The organism is Quatrionicoccus australiensis (genome assembly GCF_020510425.1).
Classification (GTDB): Bacteria; Pseudomonadota; Gammaproteobacteria; order Burkholderiales; family Rhodocyclaceae; genus Azonexus; species Azonexus australiensis_A.
In genome coordinates, this window is sequence record NZ_JAHBAH010000001.1 from 3,477,191 (window position 1) to 3,502,584 (window position 25,394).

The 25,394-nt window shown below is 65.0% G+C and carries 24 protein-coding genes and 1 riboswitch; of the genes, 7 read left to right on the plus strand and 17 right to left on the minus strand.

Features of this window, described 5'->3' with window-relative positions; genetic code table 11:
* Window positions 1-8: 8 nt before the first annotated feature.
* Complete coding sequence (gene rnr / locus KIG99_RS16700; RefSeq protein ID WP_226461167.1) at window positions 9-2,534, plus strand: ribonuclease R; 2,526 nt, start codon at window positions 9-11, stop codon at window positions 2,532-2,534.
* A 12-nt stretch (window positions 2,535-2,546) separates the two neighbouring features.
* Here rnr and KIG99_RS16705 read toward each other — a convergent pair whose 3' ends face one another.
* Window positions 2,547-3,413, minus strand: a complete 867-nt coding sequence (locus KIG99_RS16705; protein WP_226461168.1) for an HDOD domain-containing protein — start codon at window positions 3,411-3,413, stop codon at window positions 2,547-2,549.
* Between the two features lie 126 nt (window positions 3,414-3,539).
* On the opposite strand from KIG99_RS16705, the gene KIG99_RS16710 reads away from it, so the two are divergent.
* Both KIG99_RS16710 and rlmB read left to right on the plus strand, forming a co-directional pair.
* Window positions 3,540-4,058, plus strand: a complete 519-nt coding sequence (locus KIG99_RS16710) for a bacteriohemerythrin (RefSeq protein ID WP_226461169.1) — start codon at window positions 3,540-3,542, stop codon at window positions 4,056-4,058.
* Window positions 4,059-4,124: 66 nt separating this feature from the next.
* On the plus strand, window positions 4,125-4,856 hold the full coding sequence (rlmB, locus tag KIG99_RS16715; protein WP_226461170.1) for a 23S rRNA (guanosine(2251)-2'-O)-methyltransferase RlmB: 732 nt from the start codon (window positions 4,125-4,127) through the stop codon (window positions 4,854-4,856).
* A gap of 18 nt (window positions 4,857-4,874) precedes the next feature.
* Here rlmB and rarD read toward each other — a convergent pair whose 3' ends face one another.
* Genes rarD through KIG99_RS16740 form a run of 5 tightly spaced genes read right to left on the minus strand, consistent with a single transcriptional unit; the run spans window position 4,875 to window position 11,290 of the window.
* Window positions 4,875-5,768: an EamA family transporter RarD gene (gene rarD / locus KIG99_RS16720; protein ID WP_226461171.1), complete on the minus strand. Its 894-nt coding sequence runs from the start codon at window positions 5,766-5,768 to the stop codon at window positions 4,875-4,877.
* Between the two features lie 6 nt (window positions 5,769-5,774).
* Window positions 5,775-6,467 carry a DUF599 domain-containing protein gene (locus KIG99_RS16725; protein WP_226461172.1) on the minus strand — a complete coding sequence of 231 codons (693 nt, stop codon included), beginning with the start codon at window positions 6,465-6,467 and terminating at the stop codon, window positions 5,775-5,777.
* Between the two features lie 38 nt (window positions 6,468-6,505).
* The gene (locus KIG99_RS16730) at window positions 6,506-7,363 is read right to left on the minus strand and encodes a DMT family transporter (RefSeq protein ID WP_226461173.1); all 858 of its coding nucleotides are present in this window, start codon (window positions 7,361-7,363) and stop codon (window positions 6,506-6,508) included.
* A gap of 55 nt (window positions 7,364-7,418) precedes the next feature.
* Window positions 7,419-9,620, minus strand: coding sequence for a penicillin-binding protein 1C (pbpC, locus tag KIG99_RS16735; protein ID WP_226461174.1), 2,202 nt, complete (start codon window positions 9,618-9,620; stop codon window positions 7,419-7,421).
* A gap of 14 nt (window positions 9,621-9,634) precedes the next feature.
* The gene (locus tag KIG99_RS16740; RefSeq protein WP_226461175.1) at window positions 9,635-11,290 is read right to left on the minus strand and encodes a methyl-accepting chemotaxis protein; all 1,656 of its coding nucleotides are present in this window, start codon (window positions 11,288-11,290) and stop codon (window positions 9,635-9,637) included.
* Between the two features lie 341 nt (window positions 11,291-11,631).
* Here KIG99_RS16740 and KIG99_RS16745 point away from each other — a divergent pair, with 341 nt between their 5' ends.
* Window positions 11,632-12,363 carry a S1 family peptidase gene (locus KIG99_RS16745; RefSeq protein WP_226461176.1) on the plus strand — a complete coding sequence of 244 codons (732 nt, stop codon included), beginning with the start codon at window positions 11,632-11,634 and terminating at the stop codon, window positions 12,361-12,363.
* Window positions 12,364-12,450: 87 nt separating this feature from the next.
* Window positions 12,451-12,576, plus strand: a complete 126-nt coding sequence (locus KIG99_RS20690; RefSeq protein WP_264180429.1) for a hypothetical protein — start codon at window positions 12,451-12,453, stop codon at window positions 12,574-12,576.
* 13 nt (window positions 12,577-12,589) lie between these two features.
* Here KIG99_RS20690 and KIG99_RS16750 read toward each other — a convergent pair whose 3' ends face one another.
* The 3 genes from KIG99_RS16750 to nhaR form a co-directional block, all read right to left on the minus strand.
* A complete protein-coding gene (locus tag KIG99_RS16750; protein WP_226461177.1) occupies window positions 12,590-14,221 on the minus strand; it encodes an NAD(P)/FAD-dependent oxidoreductase in 1,632 nt (543 codons plus the stop codon).
* Window positions 14,222-14,373: 152 nt separating this feature from the next.
* On the minus strand, window positions 14,374-14,784 hold the full coding sequence (locus KIG99_RS16755; RefSeq protein ID WP_226461178.1) for a YkgJ family cysteine cluster protein: 411 nt from the start codon (window positions 14,782-14,784) through the stop codon (window positions 14,374-14,376).
* A gap of 42 nt (window positions 14,785-14,826) precedes the next feature.
* Window positions 14,827-15,744, minus strand: a complete 918-nt coding sequence (nhaR, locus tag KIG99_RS16760; RefSeq protein ID WP_226461179.1) for a transcriptional activator NhaR — start codon at window positions 15,742-15,744, stop codon at window positions 14,827-14,829.
* 128 nt (window positions 15,745-15,872) lie between these two features.
* Between nhaR and nhaD the strand changes: the two genes are divergently transcribed.
* Window positions 15,873-17,156: a sodium:proton antiporter NhaD gene (gene nhaD, locus KIG99_RS16765; protein WP_226461180.1), complete on the plus strand. Its 1,284-nt coding sequence runs from the start codon at window positions 15,873-15,875 to the stop codon at window positions 17,154-17,156.
* Window positions 17,157-17,159: 3 nt separating this feature from the next.
* On the opposite strand, the gene KIG99_RS16770 is transcribed toward nhaD, so the two are convergent.
* Entirely contained in the window at window positions 17,160-17,924 is a 765-nt protein-coding gene (locus tag KIG99_RS16770) for a sulfite exporter TauE/SafE family protein (RefSeq protein ID WP_226461181.1), read from the minus strand.
* Between the two features lie 94 nt (window positions 17,925-18,018).
* Here KIG99_RS16770 and KIG99_RS16775 point away from each other — a divergent pair, with 94 nt between their 5' ends.
* Complete coding sequence (locus KIG99_RS16775) at window positions 18,019-18,921, plus strand: LysR substrate-binding domain-containing protein (protein ID WP_226461182.1); 903 nt, start codon at window positions 18,019-18,021, stop codon at window positions 18,919-18,921.
* Window positions 18,922-19,172: 251 nt separating this feature from the next.
* Here the strand turns inward: KIG99_RS16775 and cbpB are convergent, their stop codons facing one another.
* The 7 genes from cbpB to KIG99_RS16810 form a co-directional block, all read right to left on the minus strand.
* Window positions 19,173-20,543, minus strand: a complete 1,371-nt coding sequence (gene cbpB / locus KIG99_RS16780; protein WP_226461183.1) for a peptide-modifying radical SAM enzyme CbpB — start codon at window positions 20,541-20,543, stop codon at window positions 19,173-19,175.
* The gene (gene cbpA / locus KIG99_RS16785; RefSeq protein ID WP_226461184.1) at window positions 20,540-20,689 is read right to left on the minus strand and encodes a modified peptide precursor CbpA; all 150 of its coding nucleotides are present in this window, start codon (window positions 20,687-20,689) and stop codon (window positions 20,540-20,542) included. Before cbpA ends, cbpB begins: the two co-directional genes overlap by 4 nt.
* A gap of 106 nt (window positions 20,690-20,795) precedes the next feature.
* A riboswitch (cobalamin riboswitch) is annotated at window positions 20,796-20,931 on the minus strand.
* 202 nt (window positions 20,932-21,133) lie between these two features.
* Window positions 21,134-21,619 (minus strand): BRO family protein, encoded by a 486-nt coding sequence (locus tag KIG99_RS16790; RefSeq protein WP_226461185.1) that lies wholly within the window; start codon window positions 21,617-21,619, stop codon window positions 21,134-21,136.
* 383 nt (window positions 21,620-22,002) lie between these two features.
* Complete coding sequence (locus KIG99_RS16795) at window positions 22,003-22,704, minus strand: histidine phosphatase family protein (RefSeq protein WP_226461186.1); 702 nt, start codon at window positions 22,702-22,704, stop codon at window positions 22,003-22,005.
* A gap of 14 nt (window positions 22,705-22,718) precedes the next feature.
* Window positions 22,719-24,086 carry an esterase-like activity of phytase family protein gene (locus KIG99_RS16800; RefSeq protein ID WP_226461187.1) on the minus strand — a complete coding sequence of 456 codons (1,368 nt, stop codon included), beginning with the start codon at window positions 24,084-24,086 and terminating at the stop codon, window positions 22,719-22,721.
* A 136-nt stretch (window positions 24,087-24,222) separates the two neighbouring features.
* Window positions 24,223-24,876, minus strand: coding sequence for an oxygen-insensitive NAD(P)H nitroreductase (gene nfsB / locus KIG99_RS16805; RefSeq protein ID WP_226461188.1), 654 nt, complete (start codon window positions 24,874-24,876; stop codon window positions 24,223-24,225).
* A gap of 56 nt (window positions 24,877-24,932) precedes the next feature.
* Window positions 24,933-25,220, minus strand: coding sequence for a putative quinol monooxygenase (locus KIG99_RS16810; RefSeq protein ID WP_226461189.1), 288 nt, complete (start codon window positions 25,218-25,220; stop codon window positions 24,933-24,935).
* Window positions 25,221-25,394 lie beyond the last annotated feature (174 nt).

Below are 25,394 nucleotides of genomic sequence, written 5' to 3' on the forward strand. Positions count from 1 at the left end.
AAAAAGAGATGTCAAGAATCAAACTATCCAAAATCCGCCGTGCCGACCCGTTCTTCGAACGCGAGTGCACCCGCTATGAATTCCCGCTGCCGTCCCGCGAATATATTTCCAAGGTGCTGACCGACGAAGGCCGGCCGCTCTCCTTCATCGAACTGACCGAACTGCTCGATATTGCCGGCAGCGAGCGTGACATGTTCCAGCGCCGGCTCGGCGCCATGGAGCGCGAAGGCCAGCTCATGCGCAACCGCAAGGGCTCCTACATCCTGCCCGAGCGCGCCAGCCTGACGCCGGGCCGCATCCAGGGTCACCAGGACGGCTACGGCTTCCTGGTTCCCGATGACGGCAGCGCCGACATCTTTCTCGACCAGCACCAGATGGGCAAGGTCCTGCATGGCGACCGGGCACTGGTCCGGGTCGTCGGTACCGACCGCAAGGGGCGGCCGGAAGGCAGCATCGTCGAAGTCACCGAACGCGCCAACACGCGCGTCGTCGGCCGCGTCTTCGTCGAGCACGGCGTCGTCTTCGTGGTCCCGGAAAACAAGCGGATCGCCCAGGATATCCTGGTGTCGACCGAGAAGAAGGGCAAGATCAAGCCGGTTGCCGGCCAGGTCGTGATGGTCGATATCATCGAGCAGCCCAGCAAGTATTCCAAGCCGATCGGCTGCATCAGCGAAGTGCTCGGCAATTACGCCGATCCGGGCATGGAGATCGAGATCGCGCTGCGCAAGCACGACCTGCCTTTCGAGTTCTCCAAGGCGGCGCTCGCCGAAAACAAGGCCTTGCCGGACAAGGTCAAGAAATCCGACCTGGTCGGCCGTGAAGACCTGCGCGAACTGCCGCTGGTGACCATCGACGGTGAAACGGCGCGCGATTTCGACGATGCCGTCTTCTGCGAAAAGAAGGGGCGTGGCTGGCGCCTGGTTGTTGCGATCGCCGACGTCTCGCACTACGTCAAGCCGGGCATGGCGCTCGACAAGGAAGCCATGGAGCGCGGCAACTCGGTCTACTTCCCGCGCCGGGTCATTCCCATGCTGCCGGAAAAGCTCTCCAACGGCATCTGTTCGCTCAATCCCGACGTCGAACGCATGGCCATGGTTTGCGACATGGAAATCAGCGCTGCCGGCAAGATCGGCAAATACCGTTTCTACCCCGCGGTGTTCCGCTCGCACGCCCGCCTGACCTACAACCTGGTCTGGTCCTGGCTGTCCGGCGAAGCCAAGCCGGAAAGCGATGTGCACAAACAGATCCAGCCGCAGGTCAAGGATCTGTACAAATTGTTCCACGCGCTGCACAAGGCGCGTGAAGTGCGCGGCGCGATCGATTTCGAGACCACCGAAACGCAGATGCTGTTCAACGAGCAGGGCAAGATCGAGAACATCGTGCCGGTGGTGCGCAACGACGCCCACCGCATCATCGAGGAATGCATGCTGGCGGCCAACGTCTGTGCCTCGGCTTTCCTCGCCGAGCACAAGCAGCCCTGCCTGTACCGCATCCATGAAGCGCCTTCAGCTGAAAAGCTGAAGAATCTGCGCAGCTTCCTCGGCGAGTTCGGCCTCGATCTGTCAGGCGGCGACGAGCCGGATGCCAAGGATTACGGCAAGCTGCTCGAGCAGGTCAAGCCGCGGCCGGACTTCCAGCTGCTCCAGACGGTGATGCTGCGCTCGCTGCGCCAGGCCATGTACAGCCCCGACAATGTCGGCCACTTCGGACTTGCCTACGAGCATTACACGCACTTCACCTCGCCGATCCGGCGTTATCCCGACCTGCTCGTGCATCGCGCGATCAAGGCCGTGCTCGCCAAGGAAAAATATGTTCCAGTCGGTAGCTGGGACGACATCGGCCTGCACTGTTCGGGCACCGAGCGCCGTGCCGACGAGGCGACGCGCGATGTCGAGAACTGGCTGAAATGCTTCTTCATGAAGGAGCGCATCGGCGAGGAGTTCGAAGGCACCATTTCGGCAGTCACTGCCTTCGGCATTTTCGTTGCCCTCGATACGATCTACATTGAAGGCTTGGTGCATGTCTCCGAGCTGGGCGAGGACTATTTCCAGTTCGACAACGTCAAGCACCAGATGCTCGGCGAACGCACCGGCCAGCGCTTCCGTCTCGGCGACCGGGCCAAGGTCAAGCTGGTCCGGGCCGATCTGGAAACCAACAAGATCGATTTTGCCCTGATCCGCGAAGGCAAGACTCGTCCGGCCGGCAAGGCCGCACCGGGCAAGGCGCGCCAGGGCGGAAGAATGCAGCAGACGGCCGTGCCGACGCTGGTGCCGGTGTTCGAAAAGCCGGTCGGCAAGACTGCGGCCAAGGTCGGTCGCAAGGCAGCACCGAAAGTGGCGGTCAAGGAGCCGGTCAAGGTACAAGCCAAAGCTCCGGTCAAGAAGACTGTCAAGGCGGCTCCAAAGAAGGCAGCCAAAGCACCGGCCAAAGCACCGGCCAAAGCACCGGCCAAAGCACCGGCCAAAGCGGCCGCCAAGCGGGGCGTCAAGGCTGCGGCCAAGCCGGCGGCAAAAAAGGCGACCGCCAAGCGTTGACCGCTGGAATCCTCAAGGCTCGGTCGGCTCGATCAGTTCGGCTGCCTTGAGGGCGAGGAGGGCGGCGCCCTCCTCGTCGATGCCGGGCAACTGCTCGGCCAGCCAATTGAGCGAGGCGCCGGGAATCAGGTGCCTGGCCTCGGCGATATCGGAGGGGAGCGCCGGGTCGTCATGGCCGCCGCTTGCCAGGTGGCGGGCCGTGTCGATGCACAGCCGGGACAGATTGGCGCGCGTGTTGTCGATGCCGCGGATCAGCTGCGGCAGCAGCCCTGGCAGATTCCAGATGCTGGCGCATTTGAGGGTCAGATCCTTGAAGCGGAAGCCGCAGACGTCCATCTGTGCCTGGATGGAGCGTTGCGCCCGGCCGCTGTGCAGTGCTTCGAGCGCGGCCAGCGGCAGTTCCGGCGCGAACGACCAGAGCAGCAGTTCGCCGATTTCCGAGAGCAGGGCAGCCATGGCGATTTCGTCCGGCTGGAGGTCGGCGCGCGCCGTTCCCCAGCGCAGGGCCAGGCGGCTGGCCAGGTAGCTGCGCGCTTCGCAGGCGGCCAGGCCGGCATTGTCTTCGTTGGTGGCCGGGCAGTCGCGCAGCAGTTTGTGGAAGGTGTCGGTACCCAGTTGCATGACGGCGCCGAGCGGCGTTGTCGTTTCATGGCCGAGGCGCTGGGTGCGCCGGCTTTCGGCGGCACGCAGCAGGCGCAGGCAGAGAAAGGGGTCGGCGCCGGCAATGTCGGCCAGGTCGCGTGCCGACAGTTGTTCGCCGAGTTCGCTTTCACGTTCGAGCAATTGCGCCTTGGAACGCGGCATGCAGGGCAACTCATGATTGCTCAGGTAGGCAGCCCATTGATCAACGCCCCAGTGTCGCTGGTGTTCGCTCAGCACGGATTTCCCTTTCGTTGTGACAAGCCGTTGGTTGATTATCGGCTGCTATTTCGACAACTCAAGGGGTGGCCGAAAAATAGGCGTTTCGTCGTAGAATGTACAAACAGTATCCAGCGGGCAGATGACATGTTCGAACAAGGCATTGATGGGGCGGGAGGGGCGGTGGATGCGATGCAGATCGGTTTGCTGACCGGCAACCGGACCATCGATCTCGAGCACCAGGAGCTCTTCGCCGCGCTCAACGCGGCGCGTGCGATCTGCCTCAATAGTCAGTCTTCCCTTGCTTCCTGCGCCAATTGTGATGCAGCGCGCCATCAGCATTGCGAACAGACCCTGGTCGACGTACTGGGGCGTGTGCTGGGTTTTGTCCTCGATCACTTCAAGACCGAAGAGTCGATCATGCGTGATTCGCTGCTGCTGATGATCGACCGCGAATTGTGCCAGGTGCACATGGAAGACCATGCGGGCATTTCGGCGATGGTCGAGCGCATGGTGCGCGAACTTGATTCGACGCAGACCGTCAGCCTGGTGCGCGAGCTCGATCAGTTGCTGATGCGCTGGATCGCGCAGCACATCGCAACGCACGATGTGGCGCTGGTGAACTGGATCGAGCGTGAGGATTCGGTGCTGCGTTCGGGCATTTGAGGCCGTTTTGACGGTCGACCGCCGCTGGCGCGGTAAAATCGCGCCTTCAATTTTCAGAAAGTCGCCATGTCTTCCCGCCTGATCTACGGTTTCCACGCCGTTACCGCCAAGCTCCGCCACGATCCTGCCGCCGTCAAGGAAATCAGTTTCGACGCTGCTCGCCAGGATGCGCGCCTGCGCGACCTGCTCAAGCACGCCGAGCTGCAGGCGGTGAAGGTGCTGGCGCTCGATGCCAAGCGGCTTGACGGCATGGCACCCGGCGCCAAGCACCAGGGCGTCATTGCCCGCATCGAGGGCGGCCGCAAGGTAGCGCATCTCGACGACGTGCTCGATACGCTGGAAGAACCGGCTTTCCTGCTCGTGCTCGACGGCATCACCGATCCGCGCAACCTCGGCGCCTGCCTGCGGGTTGCGGATGCGGCCGGCGTCCATGCCGTGATCGCGCCCAAGGATCGCGCTGTCGGCCTCACCGATGTCGCCGCCAAGACCGCCTGCGGTGCTGCCGAAACGGTGCCCTACGTGATGGTCACCAACCTGGCGCGCACGCTGCGCGAGTTGCAGGAACGTGAAATCTGCGTGATCGGCACGGCCGGCGAGGCAGAAGACGATCTCTACGCCGCGACCTGGCCGAAAGCAACCGCCTGGGTGCTCGGCGCCGAGGGCGAAGGCATGCGCCGCCTGACCCGCGAAAATTGCGACCAGCTGATCAAGATTCCGATGCACGGTACGGTGGAAAGCCTCAACGTTTCCGTCGCGGCTGGCGTCTGCCTGTTCGAAGCGCGCCGGCGCCTCGGCTGATCGACGCTTCCGGCCGCGTCAGGCGGCCGGCCGGCGGTATTTCCGCCACATGCTCCAGCTGAACACGAAAAGTCCCAGCCAGATCAGCCCGAAGCTGACCAGGCGGGCGTTCTGCAGCGGCTCGCCGAACAGCCAGACGGCGGTCAGGAACTGCATGCTCGGGTTGATGTACATCAGCATGCCGACGCTGGCCAGGTCGAGGCGCTGTGTCGCGGCGGCGAAGGCCATCAACGGCAAAGCGGTGAGAATGCCGGCGCCGACCAGCAGCCAGGCGGTCAACGCATCCGGCGCGGCAAAAACCGCATGACTGGCCGTTTGCCACTGCCACAGCGCGTAGATGCCGCACACCGGCAGCATGGCCAGGGTTTCCAGCCATAGGCCGGAGACGGCATCGACCGGCACCTGCTTGCGGACCAGACCGTAGCTGCCGAAGGTGGCGGCGAGGAAGAGCGACACCCAGGGCAGGCTGCCCAGGCTGACCACTTCGTTGAGCAGCGCCGCGACGGCCAGCCCGACCGAGATCCACTCCAGCCGGTTGAGGCGTTCCTTGAGCACGAGCAGGCCGAGCAGCACATTGACCAGCGGCGTCAGGAAATAGCCGAGACTCGAGGCGACCACCTGATGGTTGGCGACGGCCCACAGGAAGACCAGCCAGTTGCTGCCGACGAGCAGCGCGGCCAGCGCCAGCATGGCGAACTGGCGCGGCGTTTTGAACACGGCCAGCACCTTGCCCCAGCCCTGGCGCAGGGTGAGCAGCAGGCTGACGAAAACGCAGGCCCAGACGGCACGGTTGGAGAGCACGTCCATCGGTGCGACATGCGACAGCTGCCGGAAAAAGAGCGGGAAAAAGCCCCAGATGCCGTAGGCGAGCAGGCCGAAGCCGATGCCGGCGAGCGGGGTGGCGGGGCGCATCCTGGCCTACTTTTCGTCGCGCAGGATGGCCAGCGCCGGTGACTGGAAGTCGCGCCGGTAAAGCACGATCAGCACGCCGATGGCGAGGGCGCCGAGGACGACCGGGTGGAGCAGCCAGCCGGAGGCGGCGAGGCCGAAGTAATAGGCGCGGATGCCGCGATTGAAGTCGTCGCCGGCCAGGCTGTTGGCGCGCGCGACGCGCAGCGCGTAATGGTCGATGGCCGGATCGCCGGCCTTGCCGAAGGGGGCGGCGCCAACCAGGATGCAGAGCAGGTTGAACTGGCGCAGCGACCAGGTGAACTTGAAATAGGCGAAGACGAAGGACGCGAGCAGCAGCATCAGCTTCAGTTCAAGCAGTTCGCGGTTGCCCTGGCTGCCGAACGGCAGTTCGGTGGTGAAGCTGAGCAGCTTGTCGGAGGCACCGAGCGCGGCGAGCAGGCCGGCGATGATGTAGATGGTGGTGTTGGCGTAGAAGGAAACGCTGGTCACCAGGTTGCCGATCAGGGTCGAGTCGGCAACGCGGATCTCGCGCTCCAGCATGCGCTGCGCCCATTGCAGGCGGTAAGCCTGGCTGGTGCGGACGAGGCCGCCTTCGCCCCAGCGGCTATGCTCGGAATACCAGGCGTAGCCGGCCCAGGAAGCGAAGAAAATGGCCACCGCCAGCCAGTCGACCGTGGAGAGATGAGGAAGTGCGTTCATGCCGTGGAGTTTGCCACAAGGCAGGCTATCTGCGCGATTCAGGCGGCGCCGGGAAGGCGCTTCTTGCCGCCGATGACGAGGCCGATGCCGCCGAGGATGGCGAGCGAACTGAGCAGCAGTTGCCAGCTGATCGCCTCGCCGAGAAAGAGCACGCCACCGAGCGCGGCGAGCACCGGCACACTCAGTTGCAGGCTCGCTGCCGTGGTTGCGGCGAGGGCCGGCAAGGCCGCATACCACAGCGCGTAACCGAGGCCGGACGCGAGGCCGCCTGAAGCCAGCGCATAGACGACGCCGGCCGTATCGAGATTGATTCGTTCCAGGCCGGTGAGGCTGAGGACGAGGCAGAACGGAAGGGCGCGCAGGAAATTGCCGGCGGTCGCCACGGTCGGGTTGCCGAGGCGCTTGCCGAGCAGCGAATAGACGCCCCAGGCGATGCCGGCGGCGAGCATCAGGGCAGCGCTGAGCGGCGGCGGGGCACTGCCCAGGCCGGGCGCAAGCAGGCTGAGCAGGCCGCCGAGGGCGAGGACGAGACCGGCCGTCTGCGCGGCCTGCAGGCGTTCGCCGCGCCACAGGCCGGTACCGATCATGGTCATCTGCACGGCGCCGAACAGGAGCAGGGCGCCGACCGCGGTCGGCAGGCTGAGATAGGCGAAGGAAAAGCCGGCGGCGTAGATGAACAGTGCCGCCGCGGCCAGCCAGCTGCCGCCGGGCGGCATCGCCGGGCCGCGCCAGCGCAGCAGCAGCCAGAGCACGGCGGCACCCGAGGCGAGGCGCAGGCTGGTGAAACTGCCGGCATCGATGCCGGTGGTTTTCAGCGCCAGGCGGCAGAGCAGCGAGTTGGCAGCGAAGGCGAGCATGGCGAGGACGACGATCAGGGCAAGGCGGCGGACGGGCATCGATTTTTCCGGGCAGGCAGACGGCGGGATGGGTTTGGGATAGCGCCGGTGCGCCTTAAGTTCCCTTGCCTTTCAGCGCACGGACTTCAAAGCTGGTTTCGTCCATCGTTTCGCCGCGCCCGTTTTCCAGGCGCAGCTTGTGGCGGCCCGGTTGCGGCAGCCAGGACAATTTGTCGCCGGCCTTGCCGAGCGGCTTGTCGTCGAGGCGCCAGCGCCAGTCCGGACCGGCCGCGGCGGACAGGCGCAGCGGCACGCGCTGGCGTTGCGGCGGAATGTCGGGATCGAGCGCGATGACGCTGCCGTTCGCCGGGTAGGCGATGCGCGCCAGCGCCGTGCTCGGCGCGGCGCGCACGACCGGCATCTCGGTGCCGGCGAGGAACCATTCCTCGCGTTGCGGCTCGCGCGCCGGTTCGAAGCGGGTTTTCGTCCGGACCAGACCGGCCGGGGCGGTGGGTGGCGCGCTGCGCACACCCGGTCGGGCATGGCGGGCATCGCCGCGCTGCAGCCAGTCCATGACTTCGCGCCAGACCGGCGCCGCGCCGGACACGCCGGAGACGTCGTGCATCGGGCTGCCGCTCGCGTTGCCGACCCAGACGGCAACGGTGTAGCGGCGCGAGTAGCCGATGCACCAGTTGTCGCGCATGTCCTTGCTGGTGCCGGTCTTGGCCGCAGCCCAGTAGGGCGTGGCGAGCCAGGATTCGAGGCCGAAGGTGGTGGCGCGCGCGTTGCGGTCGGCGAGGATGTCGCTGACCAAAAAGGCACTTTGCGGCGTGTTGACCGCATGCGGCGTGCCGTCGAAAACGCCGGCGCAGCCTTCGCGACGACAGGGCGGCTCGGCCGCAGCCTTGCCCGGTACGGCGCGCAGCGGCGTCCAGAGGCCGGCGTTGGCCAGCGTGCGGTAGGCGTTGGCGAGCATCAGCAGCGAGACATCGGCCGAGCCGAGTGCCAGGCTGTAGCCGTACCAGTCGCCGCTTTCCTTGAGGCTGGCGAAGCCGCTCGCCTTGAGGCGTTGCTGGAAGGCGTCCGGGCCGAGCCGGACCAGGGTTTTGACCGCCGGCACGTTGAGCGAGCCGGCCAGTGCCATGCGTGCCGAGACCCAGCCGCGGTAATGCGGCTCGTAATTCTGCGGCGCGTAGAGGCCGTTGCCGGCGTCCAGCGTCAGCGGCGCATCCTCGATCAGCGAGGCCGGCGTCAGCTGGCGGCGCTCGAAGGCCTGCGCGTAGAGAAAGGGTTTCAGCGTCGAACCGGCCTGGCGCAGCGCGGTCACGCCATCGACCTCGGCGGCACCCGAGAGGTCGCCGCTCGAACCGATCCAGGCGAGGATCTCGCCACTTGCATTGTCGATGGCGACGAGGGCGCCGTCCTCGACGTTCTGGCGGCGCAGGGCCGCCAGGTGGCGGCGCAGCGCCTCGCCGGCAAAAAGCTGCAGCTCGCCATCAAGCGACGAGCGTAGCGGTCGACCGGTCGAATTGAGCATTTTTCGCGCGAGATGCGGCGCCAGCTGTTCGCCGGGCGGCGTCGCCGGTGCGCCCAGGCTGCCGCCCAGGGCGAGCGTTGCAAAGCCGTCGAGACCGTCGCACTCGCCACCCCGGTTCATCTCCTTGAGGAGGTTGCAGGCGCGTTTGACGACCAGCGCCGGGGCGGCGTTCGGGGCGCGCAGCAGGGCTGCAGCCAGCGCCGACTCGCGCTCGTCCAGCCCGTGCGGCCATTTGCCGAACAACTTGCGGCTCATCGCGCCGACGCCCTGCAACTCGCCACGGAAATCGACCAGGTTGAGATAGGCCTCGAGAATCTGCCGCTTGTTCCAGCTGCGTTCCAGGCGCAACGCAGCGGTCGACTGCGAGATTTTGCCCAAAATGCTGCGTCGACCGCTGCGTTTCCCGTCTTCGTCGAGCAGGCCGGCCAGTTGCATGCTCAGCGTGCTGGCGCCGCGCGTGCGGCCGCCCCAGAAGTTCGTCCACGCCGCCTTGCCGGCCGCCTGCCAGTCCACGCCGTCGTGTTCGAGAAAGCGCTTGTCTTCGGAGACGATCACGGCGCGCACGAAGGCCGGCGCGATGTCGTCCAGCCCGGTCCACGCCTCGCGGCGGCCGTTTTTATCGAGACGCAGCGTGTGCAGCGGCCGGCCGTCGCGGGCGAGCAGCGTCGCGTCGGAGCTGACGTAGGCGGCGCGCACCTCGCTGTAGGTAGGCAAGGCGAGCGCCGCCAGCGGCAGCATGCCGAGCAGAACGAGGAAGCCAGCCCGGCTGGCGGTGCGCAAGCGGCTGGGCAGGATCAGACCTTGTAGCGCTCGACGTTGCTACGCATGGCATTGGCCAGATGGCGGATATTGCTCGCTTCGTCGGCCGAGATGCGTACGCTGTGGCTGCTCTGCTCGGAGGCCTGGGCCACCCGCTCGACGCGCTGGGCGATGTCGTAGCTGGCGGCGCCCTGTTCGCGCATGGCTTCGTCGATATCGGAGAAGACGCGCAACACGTCGCCATTGGCACCGCGGATCGCTTCGATCGCTTCGCCCGCTTCACCGGCCAGGCGGGTGCCGTTTTCGAGGCGTTCGATGGTGTTTTCCATGGCGGCGACGGCGCTCTGCGAGCGGCTCTGGATGTCGCCGATCATCGCGGCGATTTCGCCGGTCGCCTTGGTCGTGCGTTCGGCCAGCTTGCGCACCTCGTCGGCGACGACCGCGAAGCCACGCCCCTGTTCGCCGGCGCGTGCCGCTTCGATGGCGGCGTTGAGGGCGAGCAGGTTGGTCTGGTCGGCAACTTCCTTGATCACCTGGACGACCGAGGAAATGCGCTGCGAGTGTTCGCCCAGTTCGGTGATCGTCGTGCCGACCGTGCGCACCTGCACGGCGATCTCGCCCATGGCGCTGACCGAGTTGCCGATCACCTTGCCACCGGCTTCGGAATATTCGCCGGCCGTGTTGGCGATGTTGAGCGCCTCGCGGGTATGGTCGGAAACGGAAGTGATGCTGACCGACATCTGTTCGACCGAGGCGGCCATCGCCGAGGCCGATTCGCTGCTTTCATTGGCGGCGCCGGCGGCGCTGTCGGCGGCACCGGCCAGCGTCACCGTGGCTTCGTCGATGCGGATCATGCCCTGGCGCAGTTCGCCCAGGCTTTGCTGCAAGGTGCCCATCAAGTCGTTGAAGGCGATGGCGGTGATGCCGACTTCGTCCTTGCCGTGAATCTCGATGCGACCGGTGAAGTCATGGTCGCGGGCGGCGCGCGTGATCAACTGCTGCATGCTGCCGAGCGGGCCGCTGATCGAGCGGATGGTGTAGATGGCGATGCCCAGGCCGAGCAGCAGGCCGGCGAGGGCGGTGACCATGGCGAGCATTTCGAGACGGCTGTTGCGGGTACTCGCCGCAAGCTGGCTGGCCTTGACTGCTTTTTCCTGGGCTTCGGCCATGCCGCGCAGCAGCGGATTCATCTGTTTTTCGAAATCGCCGTTGTCCTTGAGGAAGCGCGCGACGTTGGCGGTCGAGAAATCGCCGCTCTGGAGCGACTTGAGCATCGGCTGGATGACGCTTTCGGTGTATTTCTTGTAGAGCGGCTCGAACTCGCGCAGGATCGCCGCCTCTTCGCTGTCCGGCAGCAGGTGGCCGCGCAGCGAGACAAAGGTCTCGTCCATCCATTTCAGGTTCTTGTCGACCATGTCGAGGTGGGCGCCGATCGGGTGTTCGTGCAATTTGGCGTAATCGCTGGCCGGATTGTGCTGTAGGGCGCGGAAGACCTGGCCGCTGTTTTCCACGGCCAGGCGGCGGATGCGGGCCAGTTCGCGCATCGGCAGGGTCTGGTGCTGGAAGATGGATTCTATCTCGGCTTCGGCCGAGTTGGCGATGTAGGAGCCGATGCCGCCGATGCAGGTCAAGGCGACAGCAAAAAAAGCAACCAGCCCGATCAGGCGGTTGCGGATACTGATATTGAACATTTGGGTTTCTTCCTTTTTTTTGTCTTCGAGTTATAGCTCTGTGGCCCGGGATCACGGGCGTTCCAGCAGGTCGAAGTAGTCATTTGACAAATTCAACAATACTCCTTGCGCTTGCATGATTCCATCTTAATTTATCATTTTTCACTTATATACAGTTTGCGTGGCGAAAAGGCCGAATCGTGGCTTCGGTGCTAAGCTGCATGGAGCAAAATCATCGGCCGGCCATTTCCCTTGGTTAATGCGTCGGGCAGGGCATCCCTATCCGACCCGGGCCTGTGCCCGGCGCCCCGCCAACAATCCTGCAGGCCCTGTGGCCGGCCCTGCAAACTGGTGCCCTGCCGATGATCGAATCCATCCTCCTGACTGCCGCCCGCATCTTCACCTTCAACCGGCAGCAGCACCTGACCAACGCCAGCGGCTTTTTCTTCGCGCGCGGCGAGCGGCTGTTCCTGGTGACCAGCCGGCACGTGCTGTTCGACGAGCCGAGCAAGCACTTTCCCAATCGCATCGAGATCGAACTGCACATCGATCCCGACAACATGGCGCGTTCGACCGGCTTCTCGATGCCGCTCTATCGTGATGGCAAGGCCGTCTGGCGCCAGGCGACCGATGCAGCCGGCGAGATCGATGTCGCGGTGCTCGAGATCAATCGCGAGGCCTTGCCCAAGACGACCGTCTTCCGCGCCTTCACGCCGGCCCACTTGCTGGCGCCGGATGATCAGGTCGAAGTCGGCAGCTCCTTGCTGGTGGTCGGCTTCCCGCTCGGTTTTCACGACACCTTGCATCACATGCCGGTGGTGCGCCAGGCCATCGTCGCCTCGTCCTTCGGGCTGCGCTTCCAGGGCGAAGGCTATTTCCTGACCGACGCGCGCACCCATCGCGGCAGCAGCGGCGCGCCGGTGGTCATGCGGACCAGCGAGCAGAAGCCGGAACTGGCCGGCCTGCCGTGGATGCTGCTCGGCATTCACTCGGCACGGCTCGATGTCGGGACGCGCGACCTCAAGCTCGACGAGGCGCTCGGCCTCAATTGCGCCTGGTACGCCGACCTGCTGCTGATCCTGACCAAGGACTGATTTATTTTCTCGCGCCCGGTTAATCACCGGGCATCGGCCTATAGTGGGTCGGACCGGCAACTGCCGGAGTCAGTCAGGAGCACGAGCATGGGCAAGACGACGAAAAGCAACAAGGAAACAAAGAAGGCCGCTGTGTTGACGCCCAAGGAAAAGAAAACCGCCAAGCAGGTCAAGAAGCACGCCGGCGACGCCGCGCCCCTGATCCACCGCTAGGCGGTTTTTCCGCTCAGGCGGCGTCCTTGAGCATGCTCAGGGCGACCTGTTCGGCCACCTTGATGCCGTCCACCGCCGCCGACAGGATGCCGCCGGCGTAACCGGCACCTTCGCCGGCCGGAAAGAGGCCGTGCGTGTTCAAACTCTGGCACTCGGCATTGCGCGTGATGCGGATCGGTGACGAAGTGCGCGTCTCGACGCCGGTCAGGATCGCATCGGCCATCGCGAAGCCGCGAATCTGCTTGTCGAAAGCCGGGATCGCCTCGCGCAGCGCCTCGATCACGTAAGCCGGCACGCAACTCGCCAGATCGGTCATGTGCACACCCGGCTGGTAGGACGGATCGACCTCGCCCTGCGCGGTCGACGCCCGGCCGGCGAGGAAATCGCCGACCCGCTGTGCCGGTGCGGCATAGGTGCCACCGCCGGCGACGAAAGCCGCCGATTCCCACAGGCGCTGGAAATCGATGCCGGCCAGCGGATTGGTCTTGAAGTCGCCGGGAAAGTCCTCGGGATTGACGTTGACCACCAGCGCCGCGTTGGCATTGCGCTCGGCACGCGAATACTGGCTCATGCCGTTGGTCACGACGCGGCCTTCTTCGGACGTCGCGGCGACCACCTGGCCGCCCGGACACATGCAGAAGCTGTAGGCGGTACGCCCGTTCTTGCAGTGATGCACCAGCTTGTAGTCGGCGGCGCCGAGCAGTTCGTTGCCGGCGTTCGGGCCGAAACGGGCGCGGTCGATCAGGGCCTGCGGATGCTCGACGCGGAAACCGATCGAGAAGGGCTTGGGCTCGATATAGACGCCCTGTGCGTGCAGCATCTGGAAAGTGTCGCGGGCGCTGTGGCCGATCGCCAGCACGACATGCCGGCTGGCGATTGACGTGCCGTCGGCAAGCGTGACGCCGGTGACCTGGCCGTCGGCGATGTCGATACGGTCGACCTTGCTCGAGAAGCGGATTTCACCGCCCAGCGCGGTGATCGTCGCGCGCATGTTCTCGACCATCTTGACCAGGCGGAAGGTGCCGATGTGCGGCTTGCTGACGTAGATGATTTCCTCGGGCGCGCCAGCCTTGACGAATTCCTCGAGCACCTTGCGGCCGTGGAACTGCGGGTCCTTGATCTGGCTGTACAGCTTGCCGTCCGAGAAGGTGCCGGCGCCGCCTTCGCCGAACTGCACGTTCGACTCCGGGTTGAGCTTGTTGTCGCGCCACAGGCCCCAGGTGTCCTTGGTGCGCTCGCGCACGGCCTTGCCGCGTTCGAGGATGATCGGTTTGAAGCCCATCTGGGCCAGCACCAGGCCGGCGAGCAGGCCGCAGGGGCCGGTGCCGATGACGATCGGACGCTCGTTCAGCGCTGCCGGCGCCTGTGCCACGAACTTGTAGTTGGTGTCCGGCGTCGGCGCGATGTGGGCGTCGTTGTTGGCCGCCTTGAGGCGCTGCACGACGGCGGCTTCGTCCTTGATTTCGACATCGAGCGTGAACACGAAAACAATGTTGCTGCGCTTGCGGGCATCGTAACCGCGCCGGAAAACCGTGAAATTCAGCAGGTCGACCGGTGCGATGGCGAGGCGTTCGACAATCGCGGCACGCAGGTCGTCGTCGGTGTATTTCTTGAGCGGGAGCTTGATTTCGGTCAGGCGCAGCATGGTGTCTATCCGTGGGGGCGCATTGCGGGCGCGTATTCTAACGCAGGCCGGGCGGGCCGCCGAGCGGCGCGGCGCCGGCCGGGAAAATCCGCCAGGCGGTCGACCGCCGCCGGCAGCCCATTTTCAGCGACCCGCCTGCTGCTGGCCGCGCGTCAGCCGGGATTTTCCGGCAATTTCTTGGCCAGCAGCGGCAAGCCGAGGCGAGTGCGCAATGCCTGGCAATCGGGATTGGGCGTGCCGTCGGGCAGCCAACTGGCGAAATCGCGGCAGGTTGACGGGCGCTTCGCGTAGATCGTGCAACGGATGCCCGGTCGGCCGAGTTCGCCGCGCAGCGCGACGCAGCGCCCGTGGCCTCTTTCGGTGCCTTGCATGCAGGCGATCAGGGCGGTGACCTGGCTGGTCAGTTCGGCCGGCACGAAGCCGCCCGAGCCACCGGTCAACTCGCCGCAATAGAAGGAAACGCGGTAATACGCGCAGCAGGCACCGCAGTCGAGGCAGGGATTGTCCGGCGTCGCGGACGCGGGGGCAGTGGGAACCGGGGAGGCGTGAGTTCCTTGGCTCATCTTCGGAAAACGGGAAAAACGTGGAAAGGGACGCGAATTTAATCAATTCGGCCCGCTTTTGTCAGCCTCCGGTGGGTTGCCCAGGCGCTGTGCCGCTTCGATGACGGCGAGCACGCTCGGGTGGGTCAGCCGGCGTTCGACCGAGATCGCGAAATAACTGACCTGGACTTCCGTCGTCCGGCCGAGCACGGCCAGTTCGCCCGAGGCGACGAATTCCGCCTCGGCGATGCTCGCGATGGGAAAGGCGCCAACGCCGCGCAGGCCGAAGGTGGCCATCAGCGCCGTATCGTCGAACTCGCCGACGACGCGGGCACCGATGCGCTTGCGTTCGAGCCAGGGCTGCAGGCTCTGGCGCAGGGTCGAATCCTCGCCCGGCAGGAGCAGCGGCAGATGGTTGAGGCAGGCGGGAAAGTCGGCGGCATGCGCCGCCGCCTGCTCACGGGCGACCAGGAAGGAGACGCCGGAGTCGAGCAGACGATGGTTGTAGGCGCGCACGCTGAAGCCGGGCGGCAGCGGGCCGTCGGAAATGACCATGTCGAGTTCGTGTACCGCCAACTGCGCGAGCAGGCGGTCGAGCTGCCACTCGCGGCAGGCGAGGCGGGTCGGCTGTTCGCCGCGGATGGCCGGTTCGAGCAGCGTGCAGGCGAGCGACTTGGGCACCGCATCGGAGACGCCGACGCGGAACTCGGTCGGCCGGCCTTGCGGGTGATGCTTGATCATGACCTCAAGTTCGGCGCTCAGCGCAAACAGCTCGTCGGCGTATTCGAGCGCCATCTTGCCGGCTTCGGTGAGCACGATGTTGCGTCCCTGGCGGGCGAACAGCTCGGTGCCCAGGCTGCTCTCGAGCAGGCCGATCTGGCCGCTCAGCGTCTGCGGCGTGACATTGATCGCCGCGGCGGCGCGCGCCACGCTGCCGGCCTTGGCCACCTGCCAGAAGTAGAAGAGGTGCTTGTGATTCACGGGTGCTGGTAATCCATCGAGAAAGCCGCATGATTGGCTGAAATAAATCGAATTTATTTTAATCCGCACATGCGCTAACTTGCTAACCCGATTCCTGTTGCCCCCAGTCCCTTTCATCGAGGTTTTGCATGCTTGCCGCCCTTGTCGTCATTTTCATCGTCGCCTATGCCGCGATCGCGCTCGAGCATCCGCTCAAGATCAACAAATCCGCCTCGGCCCTGATCGGCGCCGGCCTGCTGTGGACCGTCTATGCGCTGGGGCAGGGCGATCCGCACCTGGTCGGCGAGCAACTCGGCGAGTCGCTGACCGGCACGGCGCAGATCGTCTTCTTCCTGATGGGGGCGATGACCATTGTCGAAGTGGTCGATGCGCACAACGGTTTCGAGGTCATCACCAAGCGCATCCGGACGACCCGGCTGTCGTCGCTGATGTGGCTGGTCGGCTTCGTGACCTTCTTCCTCAGTGCCATCCTCGACAACCTGACCACCACCATCGTGATGATCTCGCTGATGCGCAAGCTGCTCGCCAAGCACGACGACCGCCTGTTCTTCGCCGGCATCATCGTCATTGCGGCCAACTCGGGCGGCGCCTGGTCGCCGATCGGTGACGTGACGACGACCATGCTGTGGATCGGCGGCCAGATCACTTCGCTCGCCATCATCAAGTCGGTGCTGCTGCCGGCCCTGGTCAGCATGCTGGTGCCGATGGCGATCACCGCCTGGGTCCTGCGCGGCAAGGAGGTGGTCAGTCCGGAAGCGGTCGATAGCGAGCACGGTCTGCGCACCAGCGAGTTCGAACGCAACCTGATGTTCTGCATGGGGATCGGCATCCTGGTTGCCGTGCCCGCCTTCAAGACCGTGACCCACCTGCCGCCCTTCATGGGCATCCTGTTCGGGCTGGGCCTGCTCTGGCTGGTCGGCGACCTCGTGCATCGCCACAAGGAAGACGAGTTCAAGGTGCACTTCACGCTGGCGCACGCGCTCGGCAAGATCGACATGAGTTCGCTCGTCTTCTTCGTCGGCATCCTGCTCTCGGTTGCCACGCTCGAACACACGCACATCCTGACCTCGCTTGCGCAGTGGCTGGATGCAGCGGTCGGGCGGCAGGAAATTATCGTGCTGATCATCGGCATCGTCAGCGCCATCGTCGACAACGTGCCGCTGGTCGCCGCCTCGATGGGCATGTACGACCTGGCGCGCTTCCCGGCCGATCATTTCCTCTGGCAGTTCCTTGCCTACTGCGCCGGCACCGGCGGCTCCATCCTGATCATAGGCTCGGCGGCCGGGGTGGCCGCGATGGGCCTCGAGAAAATCCACTTTTTCTGGTACGTCAGAAAAATCAGCGGTCTGGCCCTGGTCGGCTACTTTGCCGGCGCCGCGGTTTTCCTCGTCCAGCGCGGGTTGACCGCCTAGGCGCTAGAGCGCGAAACGCAACAGCAGGCTGGCGCCGCTCGCGATCAACAACAGGTTGAGCAAGCGCGCCAGCTCCTCGCGGCTGATCTTCAGGTCGATATGCCGGCCGAGCCAGACACCCGCCGCCATCGCCGGCAGGAAGGCGAGCGCGGTGAGCAGCAGTTCCAGATCGAGCAGGCCGAGCGCCAGGCAGAGCACGATGCGCCAGACCGTGGACAGGCCGATCAGCACCGCCTGCGTGGCGCGAAAAGCCTCGCGGCTGGCCAGGTGGCGTTCGAGATAGCTGGCATAGACAAAGCCGCCGCTGCCGAACAGCCCGCCCAGGACGCCGCCGAACAAGCCGCTGGCCAGTGCCCGCCGGCCGCTCGGGCGGTTTTCACCCTTTTTTGCGAGTAGACCGCGCAGGCCCTGGCTGATGATGAACAGGCCGAGCGCCGCCGCCAGCGGCGCGGCCGGCAGGCGGGCAAGCAGCGCCACGCCGAGCAGCTGGCCGAGCAGCATGCCGGGAAAGAGGCGGCGAAAGGCCGGCCAGTCGACATGCCGGCGCGCCTGCCAGCCGCGCAGCGCCGAGCCGCCGAAATCGAGCATGGCCAACAGCGGCACGCTGCGCGCCACCGGCATGAGCAGGGTCAGCGGGCCGCCGGCAAACAGCGCCGAGCCGAAGCCGACCAGCGTGAACACCGTGTAGGCGGCCATCACGGCGAGCATGGCAAATATCAGGCTGCCCGGCTGCGCCAGCAGGTCGGCAAGAAAATTGAAGTCGCTCATGGCGTCAGGCTCCGTGGGGTGATGGCTTCAATTCTCGATGCGGCTCAGGTATAAGACAAATATCGAATATCAAGCTAATCCATTCCATAAAAGCATGCCTAGCCTGAAACAGATCCGCTATTTCCTCAGCGTCGCCGACCTCGGTGGCTTCACGCCGGCCGCGGCCGGCCTGTTCGTGGCGCAACCGGCGCTGAGCCGGCAGATCGCGCTGCTCGAAGAAGAACTCGGCTTCGCGCTCTTCGTGCGCGAACCGCGCGGCGTGCGCCTGACCCCGGCCGGGGCGCTCTATCGTGAGCGGGTGCGCGGCGTCGAACAGCTCCTCGCCGGCGCCGCGGAGGAGGGCGGCCAGTTGGCGAAGGGCGAGGCCGGCGTGCTGCGTCTGCTGCATTCCAGCTCGCTGCCGGCGCGCAGCCTGTTGCCGGCGATGCAGCGCTTTCTCGAAGAGTCGCCGCGGGCGCGCATCGATCTCGACCGCATCGCCTCGGAAACGCAGATCGGCGAAGTCGCCGCCGGCCGTGCCGACCTCGGCATCATCCGCCTGCCGGTACTGCGCCGCGACCCGGCCATCCGCTTGCTCGACCTGCCGCCCGAACGCCTGTGGGTCGCCCTGCCGCCGGCGCATGCGCTGGCCGGGCGCACCACCTTGCACCTCGCCGAACTGCAGGACGCAGCCTTCGTCTCCGCCGTCCATCGCGAACGCGGCGGCCTCGCCCGGCGTGTCACCGAACTCTGCCTGCAACGCGGCTTCGTGCCGCGCACCGCGCGCATCATCTCGCGCAAAACCTCGATGCTCGACCTCGTCGCCGCCGGCCTCGGCATCGCCGTCATCCCCGCCGGCATGACCTCGTTTGCCCCGACCGGCATCACCTTCCGGCCGCTGGCGGATGCCGATGCCGAGGCGCACAGCGCGCTGCTGCTGCCGCTGCAGGCTTCACCGCTGGCGGAGCGGTTTGTCGGGGTGGTGCGGGAGATGCGGGGTGAGGCTGGTGATGCCTGATTGCGGTTTGTGCGGGATAGGGAATCAGATGGGAGCCGGCCATAAGCTGCCGGTCGAGGTAGCCATCCAATTTCAATCGCCAGGGCGTGCTGCGAGCTTGGCGAATGGCCGGTAGGAGGCGGCCAAATGGACGGCTGCTCTGCTTCGACCCGGCCATGAAGAGACGTAGCGGTCAAGAATATTGTCCATGCCCGAATGACGGGTCAGCGATCTGGCGGAGGGCGCCATGTCAGGGAACCCTCCGCCATTTCTTAACTCAGCGCGAACACGGTTTCCGTTCCCTCGTCCCACCCGTCCCACAGATAGTCGTTTGCCTTGTCGTCGGCGATCAGGCGCAGGGCGTAATTAACCTGTTCCTTGTAGAAATCGCAAAAGGCGCCGATCTTGTCCATGCCGCCGTTCATCTCGAAGGCTTCGGCCGGACAGGGCGAGCCGCAGAAATGGCGGATCGCGCAGTCGCTGCACGGGCTGAACTGGTCGACATCGCGACCGATCACCGTCCGGAAGGCCGGCGAGGCCAGGGCTGCCTCGACACCATCGACCAGCAGGTTGCCGCCGCGGAAATCGGGCAGGCCGATGAACTCGCTGCACGGATAGAGGCTGCCGTCGGCGGCCAGCGCGAAGAATGCACGACCGCCGCCACAGGGCGAGATGTCGCACATCAGGCGGCGTGCCGTCGGGGCCAGGATACCGATCAGGATATTGGCGAAATTGGCCACCACCAGTTTGCGGCCGGTTTCCCGGTACAGTTCGTGGGTTCGGTCCATGGCCGCGAAGAAGGCCTTGGCCATGTCGGCGTCGGCCGGCTTGACGCCGCGCGCGCCGGGCAGGGTGCAGCGCACGGTGTTGAGCATGCAGGTCGGCACTTCATGGGCATGGAACAGCTCGACCATGCGCGTCAGGTAGGGCAGGTTCTCGGTCGTGCAGGTCGTGATGACGCTCCACGAACCGTAGCCACGCAGCTTCTCCATGGTGCGCAGCACCTGGTCGTGCACGCTCTTGCCTCCCCAGGTCCGGCGCGTCGCGTCGGTAATCCCGGCCATTGGACCATCGAGCGAAAGACCGATGCTGACGTTGCGCGAGGTCAGGAAATCGAGCCCCTGATCGTCGAGTAGCGTACCGTTGGTCTGCAGTCCGAAGATGAAGTCGTCACCGAAGGCATCGATCGCCGCGAAGACGGCAGACTGGTTCATCAACGGCTCGGCACCGTGAAAAATGGCGCGCGGCTTGCGGCCCGCTGGCATCACCGAACGGAAATAGTCGCGCAGCTTGCGCAGAGAGGCGAGCAGCGTGTCGAGCGGCATGTGGCTGCCGCCGCTGCGCTGGGTATCGGGCAGATAACAATAGGTGCAATTGAGGTTGCAGCGCTCGGTCGGGTTCAGGTAAACACCGGAGGGCGTCAACTCAAAACGCAGGGCATGCAGTTCCTGGCGAAAAACGCCGGCCTTTTCGCGATAGGCGGCGAGCCCCGCCGGATCGAGCCCCTCGCGGAGTTTTCTCTTGTCGACCAAGGCCCAGAACGCAGTGTCAGGATCGGTCAAGGCCGCATAGACATCGTGACCAATGTCTATAGGCAGGAAATGCGGATCGCGCAGCGCTCCTTCAGGAAGCGAAGCGTTCATTTGGCGACCTTCTTGTCCATCAGCACATAGTGCGACAGGCCCATGCCTTCCGGATTGCAGCTCTTGCGCACAGCGATGCTCGGGGCAACCGGCGCGGCCGGGGGCGATTGCGGGTTTTTTTCGGTTGAAGTCACGGCTTGGGTCATTTTCCACTCCTCGGGAATACAAAAACAAAAAGGGCTCCGGCTGACAACACGCTTGCGCATGTGGTCAGCCGGAGCCCTTGCCTTGGCTCCTTATTGGCATCGATTCGTCTTCTGGCTTCCGGATCAGCCGAAGTGCTGCGCCTTCCCTGCGCGGTATGCCCCGCAAGTGGCTGGTCTGGCGACCATGCAGTCTTCGTCCCCGGTTACAGCGGCGGGCCCGCCACGGATTCGCACCGTGTTCCGTATCTCAATGCCGATAGGAGCGCGGATTCTCTCAAAACGCCACGGAAAGGGTCAAGTGTCCTGGATTCTGTCCATGGCGAGAGGCGCTCCGCGTGACTGCTATCAGGAAACGGCGATGGCCGTTTTCGGCACCTTGCGGCCATAGCCAGGCAGTACCACCTGTTTTCCTCGTGGCGCGATAAGAAGGCCTGCTAACGCCGGTCAATCCGCCAAGCCCAACCCCAACCCAGGCAAAAAAGCCCTTCCCCAGCGGTCGACCGCTGAAAAAGGGCAAAAACCGCCGGTTGTGACCGGCGGGGGCTGGTGTTCGGAGTTGTTCCAGGCTTTCCTTGCCTGGATGGCAAAGTAGCTTTGGGCGAAGGCGATGGCTTCCTTGCGTGGGTCGCCGTTCTGCGCGATCAGGTAGCAGGCATAGCGAGTCAGCATGAAGTCGTCGACCTGGCGCTGACCGCCTTTGCCGATTTCGATCATTTTCGTGACGCCACGAAAATGATCGCTCACCGCATAGCCAGTGGTTTCGCAGGACTCGATGGCGCGGTTGATGGCGGTCTGGAAGTTTTCCCAGCGCGCGTAGCCAAGCGGTTCCATGAGGTCGCGGGCAAACCAGAATTCAATGCCTTCGTCCGGGGTGTGCTGGCTCAGGCCATCAAAGTGGTTGGTCAAAGTTTGTACTACGGTCTTATCCATTGAGGCTCCCCGGAAGCATTTTCCCGGGGCCGGGAAAATGGTCTTGTGTACCCAAAGTCACGAAGGAGTGCGCTACGGTGCCGAACAGCGGCTTACCTGGCTGGCTGTGTAGTTCTCACCTGGACACCCGTTAGACAACGAAATCGATGGGAAAGGGGTGATGTTAATTGAATGAACAGCGATAGCGAAGTGTCTCTGCACGCCGATCAGGACAGGCTGAAAATCCACTCGCCCTTCCTGCTCGAAAGGTGTGTCAGTGACCGCCCGTCAACCCGCCTCCCACCAATTTCAACCCTGCCCAGGCAAAAAAGCCCTTCCCCAGCGGTCGACCGCTGAAGAAGGGCAAAAACCGCCGGTTGTCGCGACCGGCGGAGGGCTGGTGTTCAGAGTTGTTCCAGCGTTTCCTTGGCTATCAGTTTCCAGACTTGCGCCGCAGCTTTGCCGCGCAGGCGGACGAGGTAGATTTCATCGTTGCCCTGCTTGATGCGGCTGACTGCTTCGCCGACCGGGAGTTGCAGCAGCTCGGCGAGGATGAGCGGGGTGACGCCGCCGTGGCTGACGATCAGCACGCTGCCGTGCCGGTGTCTGGCGCGGATCTCGGCGATCGCCTGGGCGACGCGGCGGGCCTGGCTGGCGACGGATTCGCCGCCATCCAGGCTGTCTTCCAGATTGCCGCTGCGTGCCTTGAATTCGCCGCTCAGCTCGGCGTCGCGGCCGTCTTCGTAGATGCCTTCGAACTTGCCGAAGCTGCGCTCGGCAAGCGCGGCGAGTGGCTTGCCGGCTTGGCCGGGGCGGGCCAGTGCGGCGGTTTCGCCGGCGCGCGCCAGGCTGCTGTGATAGATGGCGGCGAAGCGGATGCCGGCCAGCTTGTCACCGAGCTGGCGGGCCTGCGCCCGGCCGGTTTCGTTGAGGTGGTTGTCGGTGCCGCCCTGCAGGCGTTTTTCCAGGTTCCAGTCGGTCTGGCCGTGGCGCGCCAGGTAGAGGTCGAGCACCGGCTCGCCGGCCTGGGCCAGGCCGCTGGCGAGCAGAAGCAGGAACGGCAGCAGGATGGCGGCGAGGCGGCCGGTGATGTTGGCTTTTTTCATCGTCGTCTCCGCGCTCAGCGTGCCTTGAGTAGTTCGGGCACGTGCAGCAGGATGAACTCGTTGTCGTCCTGGCGGTTGGGCTGGCGGGCGGCCGAGTAGGGCAGGTTGTTGTCGTTGGCGACGACGATGTGCTCGGCGTCGACGACATCCACATCCTCGATGGTGACGAAGGGGAAGGTGAATTTGCCGTCCTTGCCGCCGCGTCGGGCGAGGCCCTGCGGATCGCGGATGTCGAGCAGATCGATGTGGCCGATCTTTTTCACGAAGCCTTCGCTGTCGGCTTCGCCCAGGCTGATCTTGTAGATGCGCTTGAATTTCGCCGGCACGTTCTGGCAATCCGGGCGGGCCGGGCCGTTGCAGGCGTGTTCGGGCAGGCCTTCGCCGTTGTCGCGCTCGATGATCAGGCCGCTGTCGGCATCGATCATGTTGAAGTCGCCGATGTTGTTGCCGTTCTGCTCAAGCGGGTATTTCCACGAGCGGCCGGTCCATTCGCCCCTGGCGACGCCGAATTCGAGGATGCGCAGGTATTCGCGGCCGTCCTTGTTCTCCCATTTCTTCTCTTCGGCGTTCCAGAGCGGGCCTTCGAGCAGCGGGTAGAGGAACTGGCCGTCCTTCGATGCGGCCATGCCTTCGTAACCGCGCGAGCGGCGGGCGACGGTGGTGAAGGCGCCGGAGGTGGCCGGCGTCGTCACGCTGTAGTGGTCGGGTGATTTGAGCGTCTTGCCGTCCACCTTGGTCTCGAACACAGCGAGCACTTTGCCCTTGCGGTCGGTCTTGATCAGGTAGGGACCGAGTTCGTCGCCGAACCAGACGGCGTCGCCGATCGGCTGGATCGATTCGATGTCGAAGTCGGCGCCGGTCAGGTAGCGCTGCTTGGTGCCTTCATTGACGATGAGGAAGGGCACCTTGCGCTCCGGGTCGTGCAGGAAGGCGGTCTTGTGCAGCTTGACGCCGCCCTTCTGCCAGTCCGGCTGCAGGCGGTGGAACATCAGCATCGCGTCGGCGCTGTTGTTCTTGGCACCGTAGCCGTTGTCCTGCAGCACCCAGAAAGTGCCGTCGCCGTTGCTCTTGATCCCGGAAAAGCCCTGCACTGGTTGGCCCTTGAAGGGCAGCGGCACGCCGGTCGGGCGCGGCACGCCCTTGTCGGAAAGGTAGGAATAACCGGGCAGGCTGCCCAGGGCATCGACGCGGCGGCCGTCGGGGGCGGTGTACTTGCCGGAAATCTTCAGGCTTTCCGGCGCATCCTTGGGCGGGGCCAGGAAGGTTTGCGCCGGCAGCACGGCATGGCCGGCCAGCGTGGCGGGAAAGGCCTGGTCGGCGAGCGACAACGCCGGCGCGAGCGCGGCCGACAGGGCAAGAACGAGAGCGGAAGGCTTGAGCATGGTGATTCCCGGAGCAAGTGGAGACGATGCAAGCCTATGCATGTCGCGTTGCAGGGGAATGACGGGCAGATGACTCTGCCGGCCCGGGGGGCGGGCAAGGTCAGGCCTGCCGCAGCAAGCCTGACCCGTGGGCCGATCAGATGTGCGTGATCAGCGCTTCTGCCGGCAGGCGCGATTTCGGCAGCTTGGCGTTGAAGTCTTCGCTGCTGTGGTAGCCGAGGCTGGCGATGACGACGCTGCTCAGGCCTTGTGCGGCGAGGCCGAGTTCGGCGTCGAGGATCTTGGCGTCAAAGCCTTCCATCGGGCAGGCGTCGATTTCCAGCGTCGCGGCGCCGAGCAGTAGGGTGCCGAAGGCGAGGTAGAGCTGCTTTTCCATCCACAGCCGGGCGTCCTTGTACTCGTTGGCGTGCAGGTCGGCGTAGAAGCTGCGCGACTTGTGCTGGCCAGCCTTGGCGTCCGGCGTCGCAAAGCGGCCGTCCTGGTCTTCCTGTTCGAGCACGGCGAGCAGGTGATCGCCATCGAGCGCTTCGCGCACGCAAAAGACGACGACGTGCGAGGCATTGAGGATTTTCTGCTCGTTGTAGGAATAGGCGCCCTGCGCGGCCTTGGCGACGCGCGCCTTGCCTTCCGGCGTGCTGGCCACGACGAAGTGCCAGGGTTGCGAATTGACCGAGGAGGGCGCATAGCGCAGCAGGGTTTCAAGCTGGGCGAAGGTTTCGGCGGGAATCTTGCGGGCCGGGTCGAAAGCCTTGGAGGTGTAGCGGGTCTGGGCGATTTTGGCGATGTTCATGGATGGTTTTCTCGCGGGTAAATTGGCTGTTTTTTTTCGGGTTGACCGGTGGGCGTTCAGGACAACAGGTCGAGACGGTCGATGTTCACGCCGGTGACCTTGCCGTCGAGGGCGGCGCCGAGCGCGGCGAAATGCGGCGTCGCCATGTGGCGGTCGAGCGTCGCGTCGTCCTGCCAGCGTTCGATCATCACGAAGCGGTCCGGGGTGTCGCGCGCGGCGTGCAGATCGTATTGCAGGCAACCGGCTTCGGCGCGGCTCGGCGCGACGACGGCGAGCAGGGCGGCATGGACTGCGGCACGGTGTTCGGGCTGGGCGGTGATGGTGGCAACAACGCTGAGGGGCATGCGGATACTCCGGTGGATGGGTGACGGGGGCCAATCATGGCCGAATTCGATCGATCAAAGAAGCCATCTGACAAGGAAGTTGCCTCCGGTGTTCCGTTGCCGCTCATTCACATGCTTCTCCAGCCTCCCTTTTGCCAGCAAATGCGGCGAGTTCGTCCGTTTTTCTGGCGGCGG